The sequence below is a fragment of the Echinicola rosea genome (genome assembly GCF_005281475.1).
Taxonomy (GTDB): domain Bacteria; phylum Bacteroidota; class Bacteroidia; order Cytophagales; family Cyclobacteriaceae; genus Echinicola; species Echinicola rosea.
On record NZ_CP040106.1, the window covers coordinates 1403114 to 1418240 of the forward strand.

Sequence of the window (15127 nt, forward strand, 5' to 3'; positions counted from 1 at the left end):
CTATTATTTCTGCACGTCCATTACTTCTACGTCAAATACCAAGATAGAGTTTGGCTTGATTACCTCGCCTGCTTGTCTTGGGCCGTATGCTAGGGTAGAAGGGATTAGGAACTTGGCTTTACTTCCGCCTTTAAGCAGCTGCAGCCCTTCATCCCATCCAGGGATCACACGGCCTTTTCCTACCATCACCTCAAAAGGCTCATAAGGTCTTCCTTCGTTAAAGATGTCATTCTCCTTGGCCACGTCTTCCAAACTGGTGTCGAAGATCGTCCCACCTTCCAGTACATAGCCGGTGTAGTTTACCACAGCGGTATTGCCTTCTTCTACCACTTCACCATTACCTTCTTCCTCGATGACATAAAACAATCCGGATTCAGTTTTGGTGGCGTTGATATTGTTCTCGGCCATATAATCCTGGATTTTCTTAATGTCTTCTGCCAGCTGGGCTTCGGCTTCTTTTTCCATTTTGGCACGCTGCTTCTCCTGTACCTTGGTCATGAACTCCTGCATCTCCGACTCATCCAGGATGTCCGTAACACCGATGTTTAGGGTCACCTTCTCTTCAGCAGTCAAAAATGGAGGGGTGTTCATCTCGCCAAAGATGTCCTTGGCGGCAGCACTGAATTGGATGCTGTCTCCTTTGCGAAGGCCGTTGAAAATCTCATCAATTCCCGGTCTTACCTTAGTGGTGTCGTAGTTTTTGACGCTGTCATTGTGCATCATATAAGCAGGAGCACCGTTTTCGATACTGGAGATAAAGATGGAGTCCTTGCTGTTTTTGGCTGTAAATTCATAAATGACGAACTGGCCGTTTTCGGGTTTTTCACTACCTTCTTCGATGTAGGTATATTCCGTGCCATCTTCGGTAGTTTTGGTCTTTTGACAAGAGACTACTCCCAAGCATGTTGCCACCATACCGGCTGACAACATCAAACTTTTAATGTTTTTCATTGACTAATTCTAGTTGATTTAATAATCGATCTTGATTTTCTTTAATTAATTTTTCGAATCGTTCGATGGTGTCTTTCAGGGAGTCCATGGACTTGCCCCCTGCGGCATTTCGGTGTCCGCCACCATCAAAGTATTTGGCAGCAAACTTATTCACCGCGACGTTTTCGATGGATCGGAATGAGATTTTCACCCCGTCTTTTCGCTCGGTAAACATAGCAGCGATTTTGATGCCGTCCAAGGAAAGTGCATAATTCACGAGGCCTTCTGTATCACCCGTCTGCGAATCGTATTTTTTTAGGTCGCGCTTGCTGATCCAAAAGTAGGCCGTATGGAGATCGGTGTGGATGACAAGCCGCCTTGTCAGCGCAAAGCCAATAAACTTCAACCGATTGACCGAATTGGTGTCGTATATCAACCGGGAGATTTTGGAATTGTCTGCGCCCAGGCCTATCAGCTCTGCCGTGACCATGTGGACGTGCTTCGTGGTATTGGGATGCTTGAAGCCTCCCGTGTCCGTCATGATCCCAGAATAGAGGCAGTCGGCAATATCACTGTCGATAAGGTCCTTTTCGTCCATCTTCACGATCAGGTCATATACCAACTCACAGGTAGCGGCCGCATCGGTACTCCAATACCTGAAATCGGCAAAATCCTCCGGATCTTGGTGATGGTCTATGTTGACCTTGGTGGCATCGGCTTTTTTGACAAGTGCTCCCAGTTCGTTTATCCTGCTGAGGCAGGAAAAGTCCAGGCATATAATCATATCAGCAGCATTGATCAGCCCTATGGCTTGTTGCTGACAGTCTTCTTTCTCAAAGTTCACCACATCATCGTTACCTTTCATCCAGTAAAGGAAAGAAGGATAATCCGATGGGGTGATCACCGTTACCTCATGTCCTTTCTTCTTTAGGTAGTTTGACATTCCCAAGGAAGACCCCAAAGCATCGGCATCAGGCTTGTGGTGTGTGGTAATGACGATTTTCTTTGGCGAAGACAGTAGTTTTTTAAATGACTCAAAATCTAGCATCTACAATATTTTAGTAGCACTTTTTACAGTACACAAGACGCAAAGGTCTATATAATTTTTGAAAATTCCCAAATTTATATAAGCGTCTTATAATGAACAAGATAACCTACAAATAACTCCAAACATTCTGAGTTTCCAGTAAAAACGCTAATTTTGCTGCCAAATATAAACCTTCATTTTCAAAACTAAACAAAATGGCAAGTAACAGAACGTTCACCATGATCAAGCCAGATGCTTTTGCAGAAGGCAATTCAGGTGCTATCCTAAAAATGATCGAAGCAGCAGGATTTAAGATTGTAGCCATCAAAGCTACACAACTTACCGCTGAGCTTGCAGGTAAATTCTATGCCGTGCACAAGGAGCGCCCTTTTTATAATGACCTCTGCAATTACATGTCCTCTGGACCGATCATCGCTGCCATACTCGAAAAAGATAATGCCGTAGCAGACTTTAGAGCTCTGATCGGAGCTACCAATCCCGCTGAAGCGGCTGAAGGCACTATCCGTAAGCTGTTTGCCAAGTCCATCGAGGCCAATGCAGTGCATGGATCTGATTCGGACGAAAATGCTCAAATCGAAGGAAGCTTTTTCTTTAGTCAACTAGAGCACGTTAAATAAAGGATCAAAGCCCTTTTTTGTGGAATGACTTCACCACAAGGAATTCTCAAATGCCTTTCTCAACAGCCTGCATGTAAAATGTAGAGCTAGTGCGGGCTACAGATAATAAAGATCAACACCGGTAGGATGCTATGACCATGATTCCTATCGGTGTTGATCATGTCTATCTATCGGCGGAATTAAGGATGGTAATATAAATATATAGCGATCGAAATGTGCCTGCACACAACTTTTTGCCTTGATCGCACAAATGGATCAGACAATGTTTCTGGGGGCGATAAAGTCCTTTATTTATTGAGATAAGGTTCTGAGGCAAAAACCAATTAATAATCTCTCTCTGTGTAGGTTACAACACGCTCTTGGAGCCTTTGTGGCAATTTTTTAGAAAACCGGTAGTCCCCAACTTTACCGCTTGATCCCTAACGTTTACGCTTGGCTGGTACATAAAAGAAAAAAGCCCTTCCCAGTGTTGACCAGAAAGGGCATATGTAAAGCATCTCGAAATTAAACTCTTTCAAGGCCAGAAGACCTGGCTTTCTTTTTTATCGCTTTTACGGTCTTTTCCGAGGGTTCCATGACCATCTCATTGAGCCGACCAAGCATGTCCAGCGTATCCAGATACTCCTGCATTAAGCATTCATTCTGCTGCAAAAGCTGCTCGAAGGCAATGCTTTCCAATTCGCTCATTTCCTGATAGACATATCGTATCAGTTGTTCATTTGGGGTAAAATATTTTGTCATAGGCAACATTTATTTGTTTCAACTTTTTCCGCATGTTGATAAGTGCGTACCGCATTCTTCCAAGTGCCGTATTGATGCTTACACCCGTCTGGTCAGCAATTTCCTGAAAACTCAAATCCATATAATGACGCATGATCAATACCTGTTTTTGGCTTTCAGGTAGTTCATCGATGAGATCCCTTACCAGGGCATGCGTTTCGTCTTTGACCTTCTGGTCCTCGACATTGGAATCAGCGAATTTAAGTGTATTGAACAGATTCGAACCGTCTTCCATCATGATAAATGGATAGCGCTTCATTTTTCTGAAATAATCTACCGCTAGGTTGTGCGCAATCCGCATCAACCAAGGCTGAAATTTCCCTTCTTCGTTATATCGGTCAGAGTTAAGGGTCTGTATTACTTTCACAAACACGTCTTGCAGTAAGTCCTCTGCTAAACCCTGATCTTTTACTATCATATAAATCGTCGTGAACACACGGGATTTATATTTATCTACCAACACTTCGAAAGCAGCTTCACTCCCATTTCTATACTGAGCGATCAATTCACTGTCTTTCGGTCTTAACCTTTTACTCATAAATTCTGACGTTTAAATAACGTAGAAGTCTATTTCATATTGCGGGATTTAGGGTTGAAACAAATTCTGTTAAAGCCAAATGTATATATTTGAAATACACAATGCAATGAAACAACTGATTTTTTTGTTTAATTTATAGGTGACATTGACCTGTTATCAAAATATAAATTCGATTAGGTTGTTTTAACAAAATTATCGATTGATTTGATTTTTGGCAAAAATAATCTTAATGCAAGTCAATTTTTGTACCAAAATATACGAATCATGAGCTCTACATGGACGCATGATAAAAAATCTTTTTATAGTAATAAAATTTGACAATTTTCGTAATAACCGTGGCTCGCTTATTGTGGAGTTGCTTGTGTTTATGTGGAAATTTTCAACAACCTAAAAATTAATTCTACATGTATCGATTTATCCTGAAGTTTTTGGTTTTTTCACTCCTCTCTACGGCTGTGATCTCGTGTAATTTTAGCCATCCTGAATCCTCAAAATCCATTGAGCTTATTGGGCACAGCAAAATCACCCTGGAGGAAGTACAGCCCTGCATCAATGTAAGCTTTAACGGTAGCCTGGAACAGAAAAAAGCGCTGGAGGAGTTGATGGAAGGTGAGGAAATGCAAAAGTACAAAGTGGAGAAAACTAGTGAAAGCTTCTATAAAGATGGAATGTATGATAATAAGTCAAGCTCGGGTGAGTTTACCTACGGTCAGAATTATATCGTAGTGCTCAAAGGTGAGTCGGACAAATCCCTGATCAGTGACCTGCTTTCAAAAAAGGATATCCCCGCCAATATCAATAGCAACGGCTATTACTTGGCACCAGCGACCAACAAAAGCCTTCAAGACTTGAGCTTCCAACGGTCTTTGGCCAATGCCCAAGACCGAATAGCAGCTTATGCGGATTCATTGGACTTGGATTTTGAGATTATGGGGGTAGAAGAAATTGATGATTACCAGCTCTATCCTGTTGATGGCATTGTTTACAACAAAGAGTTGTCCAAAAAGGTGAAAGTTAAGGCCCGTTTGATGAAGGATTGAGCCAAGAGGGAACTTTTCCGGTAAATTCAGCTTTAAACAAATTACCAATTCACAGGTTGACTTGGTATCTTTGTAAGCTATGAATGAGACAACAGCCTTGAATCCATCATCGATAGAGAATTTAGACCCCAAATCAAATATCATCATCAAAAACGCTCGGGTAAACAACCTGAAGAACCTGAGTGTGGCCATCCCCCGAAACAAGCTGGTGGTCGTAACAGGACTTTCAGGTTCTGGCAAGTCCAGTTTGGCCTTTGATACGTTATTTGCGGAGGGACAGCGGATGTATGTGGAGAGCCTGAGTTCGTATGCCCGTCAATTTTTGGGAAGAATGGAAAAACCGGATGTGGAATACATCAAGGGGGTTTCTCCCGCCATTGCCATTCAGCAAAAAGTGACCACCAAAAATCCCAGATCTACGGTAGGGACCACCACGGAGATCTATGATTATCTTAAACTTCTTTTTAGCCGTATCGGTCGTACCATATCACCGGTCAGCGGGGAGGAAGTAAAGCACCATACGGTCACAGATGTGGTGGATTTTATCCATCGTTTTGATGAGGACGAAAAAGTAATGATCAGTTGCCCTTTACAGGCAAATGCGTCCCGGAGCATGGAGAAGGAGCTGGAAATCCTGCTTCAAAAGGGATTTACACGGGTTATCATCGAAGGAGAGGTATTTTATGTAGAGGACCTGCTGGAGGAGCAGGAGATTCCAAAAGGAGACATTGAAATCCTGATCGATAGGGCGGTGGTCAGAAAGGAGGACGAGGATAACCATTTTCGTATTGCAGATAGTGTGCAGACGGCATTTTATGAGGGACATGGGGACTGTTATGTGGTAATTCCCGGTAAGGAATCGAAGAAATTCAGTGACCGTTTTGAGCTGGATGGAATGTCCTTCGAGCTTCCATCGGTAAATTTCTTCAGCTTTAACAATCCCTACGGAGCCTGTAAGACCTGCGAGGGTTTTGGTTCGGTGCTGGGCATAGATCCTGATTTGGTGATTCCTGACAAGTCGCTCTCCATTTACGAAGGCGCCATTGCGCCGTGGCGGGGAGAGACCACCAAAAAATGGGCCGCTCCACTGATCAAAAACGGCATTCACTTTGACTTTCCCATCCACAGGCCATATGAAGAGCTGGATGAGGAGCATAAGGAATTGATCTGGAAGGGCAATAGCCATTTTAAAGGCCTCAATGCTTTTTTTGAGCACTTGCAAAGTAAAACGCATAAAATCCAATATAGGGTGATGCTTTCGCGCTTCCGCGGGAGGACCACATGTCCGGACTGTAAGGGCACCAGGCTTCGAAAAGATGCTGCCTATGTCAAAGTCAACGGGCATTCCATCACGGACATTGTGCTCATGCCGATCGATCGTGCACTGGAATTTTTCCAAACGATCCAGCTTACTGAAGCAGAAACAAAAACAGCCAACCGACTGCTCAAGGAAATATTGAACCGGTTGGAGTATATCGATAAAGTTGGTCTGGGCTATTTGACGCTAAATCGCCTTACCTCAAGCCTCTCGGGTGGAGAATACCAGCGGATCAAGCTGGCCACATCCTTGGGAAGTGCCTTGGTAGGCTCGATGTATATTCTGGATGAGCCAAGCATTGGGCTGCACCCCCGGGATACCGATCGGCTGATATCAGTGCTCAATTCCCTTCGGGACATGGGCAATACGGTGATTGTGGTGGAGCACGAGGAAAAGATCATGAAAGCCGCCGATGAGATTGTGGACATCGGGCCGGATGCGGGCGTTAATGGTGGGCAACTGGTGTTTCAAGGTAATTTGGAAGACTTGATTTCCCATGGAGAGACCTATACCGCAAAATACCTAAAAGGGGTAGAAAAAATAGATATTAAGCAGGGAAACAGAAAGTGGAAAGATAAAATCCTGATCAATGGTGCCCGGGAAAACAACCTGAAAAACATCAATGTGCAGATTCCGCTGCATACGCTCACGGTGATCACCGGAGTCAGTGGCTCTGGCAAATCCACTTTGATCAAGAAAGTCCTTTATCCGGCATTGGGTAAAATGCTGGGTACGGTCATTGATGAAACGGGGAAATTTGATCATCTGGGCGGAGACTATAAGTCCATTAGTCAAGTGGAATTTGTGGATCAAAACCCCATCGGAAAGTCCTCCCGGTCCAATCCCGTCACCTATGTGAAGGCCTATGATGCCATTAGGAGCTTGTTTGCTGAACGCCCCACCTCAAAGCAGCGCGGTTACAAGCCAGCTTATTTCAGTTTCAATGTGGATGGAGGGCGCTGTGAAGCCTGCCAAGGTGAGGGTACACAGAAGATAGAGATGCAGTTCATGGCGGACATCTTCCTTACGTGTGAATCCTGTAAGGGAAAGCGATTCAAGAATGAAATCCTAGATGTAACTTATAAGGACAAGAATATCGCCGACGTCCTCGAAATGACCATTGACGAGGCCATGGAGTTTTTTGAGGGCAAGAATGCAATCATATCACGTCTGCAGCCCCTGCAAGAAGTGGGCTTGGGATACATTGGCTTGGGGCAAAGCTCAAACACCCTCAGTGGTGGGGAGGCCCAACGGGTAAAACTGGCCTCTTTTCTCGGCAAGGGTGGAAACAAGGCAAAAGACCATGTGCTCTTTATCTTTGACGAGCCCACGACCGGGCTACATTTCCATGACATCAAGAAGCTGCTGTATTCCATCAACGCTTTGATAGAGGAGGGACACTCTGTGATCATTATTGAGCACAACACCGAGGTCATCAAATCGGCCGATTGGGTGATTGATTTGGGACCAGAAGGCGGTGAGCGTGGAGGAAACGTGACCTTTGAAGGAACACCCGAAGCGCTGAGGGAAGTAGAGGATAATTATACCGCCAAGTACCTGAGAGAGTCGTTTTCTTAATGGAATATTAGCAGATAGTTATCATTCTATGTGAAAGAAACTTTTGCGATGACTTTTGGGTTGGAAAGCGTATAGCCGCTAGTGTCAATTCAGTGCTTAAATGTCGGTTAAGGCAGTAGTGGATTTTGGGCTAGAGCAAGGCGCAAAAAAACGCCCCTAGCGTAGCTAAGGAAATCGTTTTGTAACACAGCCATAGGCCAAAAGAGGCACCGGATTACACGTAGGTTTAGGGTTGCTTGACACTAGATGCCGGTGTCGGGCTAACTGGCTGTGGGCCATTATTCCCGGAAATGGAGGGCGCAGCATTATGCAAAATCAATTTATCATCAAGTTGACAAGATTTTTATTGAGCAAAAATGAAACATCACACTTATCATCAAGTCATTGTATTGGCATTTTTAACGGTTCTTTTTTCATGCAATACTCCCCAGGCCACAGAAGGTGATGCGCCTTTGGGCTGGAATGAAGTCTCCACGCCCACAGAAGCTTCCTTAAGGGGGCTGTCGCCCCTGACGGCGGACATTGTCTGGGCGACGGGCAGTAATGGGCTCTGGATGCTTACCGTGGATGGCGGGGAGCATTGGGAAAAAGGGGTGATTGCTGGACTGGACACCGTAGATTTTAGGGATATTGAGGCCTTTGATGCTAAGACAGCGGTTGCGGTTTCTGCCGGACAGCCAGCGGTTATTTATAAGACCACTGATGGGGGCAAGTCTTGGGAGAAGAAATACCAAGGGCCCGAGGAAGCTTTTTTGGATGGATTGGCCTTTGTGGATGAAAAAAGAGGATACGCTTATGGAGACCCGGTGGATGGAAAATGGATGGTACTGCTCACCCTAAACGGCGGAGATTCGTGGGAGCCGCTTAGCCGAACTCCCAAAGTCCCTGAAGGAGAAGCCAGCTTTGCAGCCAGTGGATCGGGGATTTTGGCCAGAGGCCATGAAATATGGATTGCCAGTGGTGGTCTGAAAAGCAATATCTATTATTCGGAAAATGGCGGTGTCGATTGGGACACGGTCCCGGCACCCTTTATACAGGGAGAACCTTCCCAGGGCATTTTCTCTCTTACTTTTATGAACGATAGGCATATTGTGGCTGTCGGCGGGGATTACCTCGAGCCTGATCATACCTCCAATATCAGCGCGTTTTCGCTTGATCACGGCAAGACTTGGCAGGGCCCTGAAGGTGCACAGCCCGCTGGCTATCGGTCAGGAGTGGCTTATTTCCCCAAAAAAAGTTGGCTGATAGCAGTGGGAACCAATGGTAGTGATTATTCCAGTGATGGAGGGAAAAATTGGGTGAAATTTACTGATTATGGCCTTCATGCCGTAAAATTATCCAAAAATGGAGAGACCATTTGGGCATCTGGTGCTGATGGTAAAATTGCCAGGCTGGATTATTAGAGGAGACCATTTGGCCGGTAAATTGCGAATCTTACCAGAAGTAATCGATAAAAAATAATTGTAGGGATTAATTATTAAATCAGGTGGTTTAATATTATATTAGGAAAGGTTTGACCAGAAACAGTAGCGTTTCTTACTTGGAGAAGAATGACGCTAGGACAGCCATTTAACCCTATAACCTTGACCCAATATGTTTGAAATTATTCCATCTATATGGATCATGAACGGAAAATGCGTCCGTCTCGAAAAAGGGGATTTTACCACTGAGCAGGTGATATCCGATAACCCCTTGGAAATTGCCCAAGAGTTTGAAAACTGCGGTATTGAGCGTATTCATTTGGTAGATTTGGATGGGGCTAGAAGGGGAAGCCCAAAAAACTTTCATATTTTACATACCATTGCTGCTTACACTTCACTAAGCGTCGATTTTACCGGTGGAGTAGGGACTGACGGAGACCTCATCAAGGTCTTTGAACATGGTGCCAAGACCATTACTGCTGCTAGTGTGGCGGCCAATTCACCCGAAAAGTTTGCCCAGTGGTTGATTTCTTATGGAAGGGAGAAAATCAATATGGCGGCAGATACTGACCCTAAAGACCATCTGATTAAGATCAAAGGTTGGCAGAAAAATACCGATATCCATCTTTTTGATCAGATTTCCTATTTTTACGACAGAGGATTGAAATACCTAAAGTGTTCCGACATCAGCAGGGAAGGCGTCATGGAAGGGCCAAACTTTGAGCTGTATGGAGAAATTGTAGAGCGATTTCCAAATCTCCATGTCGTGGCCAGTGGCGGTGTGCGAAATGTAGGGGACTTCAAGCGGTTGAAGGATTTGGGTATGAGAGGTGTGGTTTTTGGGAAGGCATATTATTCTGGGAAAATTACGGCAGAGGAACTGAAGACCTTTGTCGCAAGCTGCAAGGAGCCCATATAAAGAAAATAGGTTTTCATATGGCTGTGGTGGTAATTTCTCCACAGGCCTTTTGCATTTGATCCACTATTCCGTATTGATGTTAGCCTGAAACAATGGCGCTAGCCAAGTGTGCGAGATCCTCTTTAGTGTGGTAGGCAGATAAAATAATTCTGTCCACAGGTGCATCTTCGGGTCTTGGATAGGAGAAAGAAGAAATCATCATTCCTGCTTCCAGCAATTTTGGAGCCCAACCGCTATTTTTGAAGGTTACGACCGGGAAACGAGGGTCATATCTTAGTTGGTCCGAGGTATTGTCGATTCGTTTAAAAAAATACTCCATGTTTTCTTGAAGTAGCGTTTGCTGTTGTTCATAGAGCTTCTCGGCCTGCAAGAATGCTTGACAGTAACCAGGCGCAGGAGGAGAGGCACCTCTGAAGGTTGCACTGCTTTTTACTTTTTCAATAAAATACGCATCCCCCAAGATTATTCCCGCAGGAATGGCCAAAGCTTTGCCGAGTGAGCCCGCCACGATCAAATGGGCAGGAAGATTTTTCCACTGATGATAAGTGCCGTATATGCCTTTTCCAAGCAGTCCAAAGGCATGGCTGTCATCCACCAGCAAATAATAGGTGTTTGCTGGTGACAGGTCCTTTACCCAGTTAAAATCATGAATGGCCGGCAGGATGGTATCCACCGCATTGGAGAGAATGGCGATGGTCTGGCCTTTTACCTGATGGCTCTTCTGGATGCACTCGTTAGCAAATTCGTGAAAGGATTGGTCTGGATCTGGCTGATAGTTGGCAGGAAGGATAGCCGGATGGGCATCAGGGGCAGCCCATACCGTGTGGGCCATTTCGCAGAGCAAGGTCTGCGTAAGGTAGCCAGCCATAAAACCACTACTGAGCAAAGCAGCATATGGAGCTCTAGCTCCAGAAGCAAACTGCTGCTCCAAATCCTCGTACACTTCCAGTTGGACATTGCTAAACCTGCTGGCTCCGTGATTGGGACCGTATTGTTGGATGCCTTGTAGGATTTCCTGTTCGAATGGCGGCACACTGCCCATCCCCAAATAGGCAGTGCCGCTGAAATAACGGTAGTCCTTTCCCTGCCAAGGAATAAGTCGGCCGATTTTATGATCTGTAGGGTGGTGCTGCATGTGGTTTGGGGAGGAGATTTTATGGTTATGGTAGAGCGTCATGCCGCTATAATGCATATTCCGGGTTTTAGGCTGGTAAAATCAGATCAGTTCAGCACCAATGCCTGGTCCTTCTGGGAAAGTGACTTTTCCGGGCTCGATATGGACGCCCGTGGCAATGTCCTTGGCAAGCAGCATGGCCCCGTCCATATCTACATAATCCAGTAGTGGTGCGATATGGGCAATGGCCGTGACGCCCACAGAAGATTCCGTCATACAACCTACCATGGTCTGCATGCCCAGCTCCTTGGCCTGATAGAGCATCCTCAATCCCGGTGTGATGCCTCCTGCCTTGACCAGCTTGACATTGATGCCGTGGAAGAGGCCGTGGCATTTTTTGACATCAGATTCCACAATGCAGCTTTCATCTGCGATGACAGGCAACTTGCTGTGCTCATATACTTTCTTCATGCCCTCCAGGTCGTCTTTGGCCAGTGGCTGCTCCATAAATTCCACTTGGAGTTTTTTCAGTTCCTGGGAGTATTCGATGGCCTGTTCTGCCGTCCAAGCACAATTCGCATCGATGCGAAAAATAGCTTTGGTGTGTTTGCGGAGCTCACGTACGATTTCCAAGTCATGATCCGTTCCCAGCTTGATTTTATACAGTGGCCAGTCCAGTTCCTTCATTTTTTCCACCATTTTGTCGGTTTCGGCGATACCAATGGTGAAGTTGGTCGTTGGGATGTCCAAAGGATCCAGCTTAAGGTATTCATAGAGCTTTACGTCCAGTTTTTTGGTAAATAAATCCCAAGCAGCCAAGTCCAGCGCGCATTGGGCAAATGGATTCTGGGCAAAGATTTCCTTGCATTGTTCCCAAAGCTTCTCCGGTGTTTCCCAGTTGCCCGCTTCCACGATCGGCCGGGCTTTTTCGAGGGCGGCAGTCATATTTTCGACCGTCATCCCATAAAAGGGATTGGTGGTGGATTCACCAAGACCATAATGCTCCCCGTCCGTAAGACGCACTATTAGCGTTTCCTGCACATCACGACTTTGATGGGCGATGGTAAAGGTATGTTTCAGTGGCAACTGCTTGATCAATATCTCTAATTTCATTGGGCTATGGGTTTTTTACCTGCTTCCATTAACGTGATTTACGTGTGTTCTGTTGACGATAGTGTCTGTCTATAATGCCGTCAGAAAATCACCGCTTTCAAAAGATTTAGTGGCGGTTACTTCCACACAGGAGCACAATGCACGTGGTGACCATGGTAGTTATCTTTGTATTTAAATCAAAATATGCTTGAAGTTTATTATTTTGATTGACATTAAAAAGTGAATAATGATTTCTACGCAATGTTTTGGGGGGATAGAAAGAAAAAATCCCTGAAATCAGTGAGCCAGGGTGAGAATTGAAGGGCAATTTTGGAAAAGGATAATAATCGGAAGATATGAAGCAAATTTATAAGAACCATTTCGGCATTCTGGCATTGGCTAGTATAGGCTTGTCCATGTGCTTGTTTTCATGCGAATCGTCCCAAGAGCGCAAAAAAAGTCTCCAGCCCGAAGTATTGGAAAAGGCATTTGAGCATTACAAAGAGGCTGCGATCACCCATAGGAGGTTTAAGCATGTGGACTTGCAGCCGCTGATCGAGAAGCATGCCGGGACGTTTGACGTGACAGATCTGGGCCAGTCCGTGGAGGGGCGGGCTATCAGACAGCTCGCTTATGGAAGCGGAGAGACCAAGGTGCTGCTGTGGTCTCAGATGCACGGGGATGAAAGTACGGCCACCATGGCGCTTTTTGACTTGTTTAACTTCCTGGAAGGCAGTGGTGATGATTTTGACCAAATACGAAATGCCATTCGTGATCAATTGACGTTACATTTTATCCCGATGGTAAATCCTGATGGTGCGGAGCGGTTTACCCGCCGCAATGCTTATGGTATCGACCTGAACCGGGATGCCATCAAGGAAGTCTCTCCAGAGGCCAAAATCTTAAAGGCAGCGCGGGCGGACTTTGGAGCGGACTTTGGCTTTAACCTGCATGACCAGCAGATTTATTATAATGTGGAACAAACTCCAAAGCCCGCAACGATTTCGGTATTGGCACCTGCCTATAATTACAAAACGGAAGTGAATGACGTCCGTGCCAAGGCCATGCAGGTGATCGTGGGCATGAACAGGATCCTCCAAAAAGTAACTCCCGGCCAGGTAGGCAAGTACAACGATGCCTTTGAGCCCAGGGCCTTTGGTGATAATTTCCAGAAGTGGGGCACGAGCACCATCCTGATCGAGTCTGGGGGCTATCCCGACGACCTTGATAAGCAATACATTCGCCAGCTGAATTTTATGATTATCCTAAATGCCCTCTACGAAATTGCCCAAGGTGATTATAACCGCTATGCAGTGGAGGACTATTTCCGCATTCCGGATAATGACAACAAGCTGATGGACCTGCTCCTGAAAAATGTAACGATCGCTGATGCCAAGGGCCAATATCAGCTGGATTTAGGAATCAAACGGCGCAACGTGGAGACGGGCAAGGGAGATTATCATGTGCGGGGCAGCTTGGATGATGTGGGCGACCTGTCTGTGTACTACGGATATAAGGAATTTGATGCCAGTGGAATGGTGCTGAAAGAAGGCAAAGTGGCCGAGGAGACCTTGGATTCACTTAGCAGTATTACTCCTGAAAAGGCCCTTGAGCTGCTGAGTGCCGGAAACTTGGCGGTTAGGGTAAAGTATGCACCTGAAGAGGCACTGCATGAGTTGCCCATCCTGGTTTTTGCGGGGCAGGACAGCATTCCCAGCGGTACCACGACAGGTAGCGCTGCCAATTTTTTCCTAGAAAGCAACGGCCAACGGACCCATGCCATAGTCAACGGCTACCTGATCAATTTACAAAAGCCAATGGTGAAGGGACTGAAGCAGCGGGTGTGGTAGTGCAGTCCACATATTTAGCTCTTCTACATATTTGCCAGGATAGGCTACTTCGATTCCTAATGTACCAACTGGGGTATAGTGCCAGCGGCACGGATGAATTTTGTAACCTGCGGATTCATCCGCAGGAGGCTAAGGTTTCCTCAGCCTCCAGAAGGAGTGCCAGCGGCACGGATGATACCTAGCCTGTACAAAAAATGATTCCTTTCAAAACACTAAAGGCGATTGCCTTGGCCGCTAGGTAAATCGAACTAGTTCGTCCACATACCCTAACTTCTTAATAACCTGAGCTCGACTTAATTTTAGTATAAAAAGCGAACCCTTTTCAGGAGGATGTGGGTTGGAAAAGGGTGTGGCAACTCGCCGCGGCGAGCTGCCACAGCTTCCACCCGCTCAGGCCTACCTCTAAGCCTCGCAGTGACGGTTTTATAATCGAACTAAGGTTAATACCTAAATGCTTCAAGCCGAAACTATTAATTGATATAAAAATTTGCGCAGTTAAGTGATTGCGTTTATATTAGCAGTCAAATAGCTGCGTTTATGGAACTACGAAGAGATGTATTTCAGGCCATTGCCGATCCCACGCGGAGGGCAATCATTATGTTGGTGGCGATTCAGGCCATGACGCCTAGTGCCATCGCGGGAAACTTTGACTCCTCCAGACAGACCATTTCCAAGCATATCCAGATCCTTACCGAGTGTGAATTGCTGGAGCAGGAACAGTCCGGTAGGGAAATCTACTACCAGCTGAATCCAGAAAAGTTAAAGTCTATTGCGGATTTTATCGAACCTTTCAGGCAGTTTTGGGATGAGCGGTTTAATAAACTGGAGGCAGTGATGAAAAACTATCAACCTAAAAAAGAAGGTGATTGATATTCTCTGTTG

Annotated in this window: 13 protein-coding genes; 7 read left to right on the top strand and 6 right to left on the bottom strand. The window is 45.6% G+C overall.

The features are described from left to right. Window positions 1–3: 3 nt before the first annotated feature. Complete coding sequence (locus FDP09_RS05810; protein WP_137401753.1) at window positions 4–951, bottom strand: FKBP-type peptidyl-prolyl cis-trans isomerase; 948 nt, start codon at window positions 949–951, stop codon at window positions 4–6. After that, window positions 938–1978: a DHH family phosphoesterase gene (locus tag FDP09_RS05815; RefSeq protein WP_137401754.1), complete on the bottom strand. Its 1041-nt coding sequence runs from the start codon at window positions 1976–1978 to the stop codon at window positions 938–940. The genes FDP09_RS05810 and FDP09_RS05815 overlap by 14 nt, the downstream gene beginning before the upstream one ends. Before the next feature lie 194 nt (window positions 1979–2172). On the opposite strand from FDP09_RS05815, the gene FDP09_RS05820 reads away from it, so the two are divergent. Then, entirely contained in the window at window positions 2173–2595 is a 423-nt protein-coding gene (locus tag FDP09_RS05820; RefSeq protein ID WP_137401755.1) for a nucleoside-diphosphate kinase, read from the top strand. A 504-nt stretch (window positions 2596–3099) separates the two neighbouring features. Here the strand turns inward: FDP09_RS05820 and FDP09_RS05825 are convergent. After that, a complete protein-coding gene (locus FDP09_RS05825) occupies window positions 3100–3336 on the bottom strand; it encodes a hypothetical protein (protein WP_137401756.1) in 237 nt (78 codons plus the stop codon). Continuing rightward, the gene (locus FDP09_RS05830; protein WP_137401757.1) at window positions 3311–3913 is read right to left on the bottom strand and encodes an RNA polymerase sigma factor; all 603 of its coding nucleotides are present in this window, start codon (window positions 3911–3913) and stop codon (window positions 3311–3313) included. The genes FDP09_RS05825 and FDP09_RS05830 overlap by 26 nt, the downstream gene beginning before the upstream one ends. Window positions 3914–4317: 404 nt before the next feature. Here FDP09_RS05830 and FDP09_RS05835 point away from each other — a divergent pair, with 404 nt between their 5' ends. From FDP09_RS05835 to FDP09_RS05850, 4 genes are all read left to right on the top strand, one after another. Further along, on the top strand, window positions 4318–4953 hold the full coding sequence (locus FDP09_RS05835; RefSeq protein WP_137401758.1) for a hypothetical protein: 636 nt from the start codon (window positions 4318–4320) through the stop codon (window positions 4951–4953). Between the two features lie 79 nt (window positions 4954–5032). Continuing rightward, window positions 5033–7849 carry an excinuclease ABC subunit UvrA gene (gene uvrA / locus FDP09_RS05840; protein WP_137401759.1) on the top strand — a complete coding sequence of 939 codons (2817 nt, stop codon included), beginning with the start codon at window positions 5033–5035 and terminating at the stop codon, window positions 7847–7849. Between the two features lie 356 nt (window positions 7850–8205). Next, window positions 8206–9252 carry a WD40/YVTN/BNR-like repeat-containing protein gene (locus FDP09_RS05845; protein ID WP_137401760.1) on the top strand — a complete coding sequence of 349 codons (1047 nt, stop codon included), beginning with the start codon at window positions 8206–8208 and terminating at the stop codon, window positions 9250–9252. 190 nt (window positions 9253–9442) lie between these two features. Beyond that, window positions 9443–10189, top strand: a complete 747-nt coding sequence (locus tag FDP09_RS05850) for a 1-(5-phosphoribosyl)-5-[(5-phosphoribosylamino)methylideneamino]imidazole-4-carboxamide isomerase (protein ID WP_137401761.1) — start codon at window positions 9443–9445, stop codon at window positions 10187–10189. 79 nt (window positions 10190–10268) lie between these two features. On the opposite strand, the gene FDP09_RS05855 is transcribed toward FDP09_RS05850, so the two are convergent. Beyond that, the gene (locus FDP09_RS05855) at window positions 10269–11381 is read right to left on the bottom strand and encodes an aminotransferase class I/II-fold pyridoxal phosphate-dependent enzyme (protein ID WP_229683536.1); all 1113 of its coding nucleotides are present in this window, start codon (window positions 11379–11381) and stop codon (window positions 10269–10271) included. Between the two features lie 24 nt (window positions 11382–11405). Further along, window positions 11406–12416: a dipeptide epimerase gene (locus FDP09_RS05860; protein WP_137401762.1), complete on the bottom strand. Its 1011-nt coding sequence runs from the start codon at window positions 12414–12416 to the stop codon at window positions 11406–11408. Window positions 12417–12751: 335 nt separating this feature from the next. Between FDP09_RS05860 and FDP09_RS05865 the strand changes: the two genes are divergently transcribed. Both FDP09_RS05865 and FDP09_RS05870 read left to right on the top strand, forming a co-directional pair. Beyond that, window positions 12752–14245, top strand: coding sequence for a M14 family metallopeptidase (locus tag FDP09_RS05865; RefSeq protein ID WP_137401763.1), 1494 nt, complete (start codon window positions 12752–12754; stop codon window positions 14243–14245). A 537-nt stretch (window positions 14246–14782) separates the two neighbouring features. Then, a complete protein-coding gene (locus tag FDP09_RS05870) occupies window positions 14783–15115 on the top strand; it encodes an ArsR/SmtB family transcription factor (protein WP_137401764.1) in 333 nt (110 codons plus the stop codon). The last annotated feature ends 12 nt before the right edge of the window (window positions 15116–15127 follow it).